At 68.1% G+C, this 263-nt stretch carries 1 protein-coding gene; it reads left to right on the top strand.

From position 1 onward, the window contains the following. Positions 1-85 precede the first annotated feature (85 nt). The coding region (locus RYX56_RS25950; RefSeq protein ID WP_369293564.1) for a DUF4124 domain-containing protein at positions 86-263 on the top strand (178 nt) is incomplete at its 3' end.

Here is a 263-nt window from a genome sequence, read left to right as displayed (position 1 = left end):
ACGAACGGATGCGCACGGATCGGCTGCGCGACGAAGATGATCGCCACCGGGAGAACATCGCCGGCTACGACATGCTACAGCGCAGGTGCACAATTGGGTCGACGAGAAGGGGCGGGTGCACTACGGCGACCAGGCTCCTAACGGCCGCGCCAGCGAGACGCTGTCCATCCCGACCCGCAGCGCCGAATTCCCGGCCACCGACGGGAGCTGCCAGTCCCTGCGGTGCCAGTACGAACGCATGCGCGCGGATCGGCTGCGCGACG

Source organism: Alkalihalophilus lindianensis (assembly GCF_032843265.1).
In the GTDB taxonomy this organism is placed as follows: domain Bacteria; phylum Bacillota; class Bacilli; order Bacillales; family Bacillaceae_D; genus Alkalihalophilus; species Alkalihalophilus lindianensis.
Note: the sequence above shows the minus strand (reverse complement) of the source record. Positions and strands in the feature narration are given on the sequence as shown.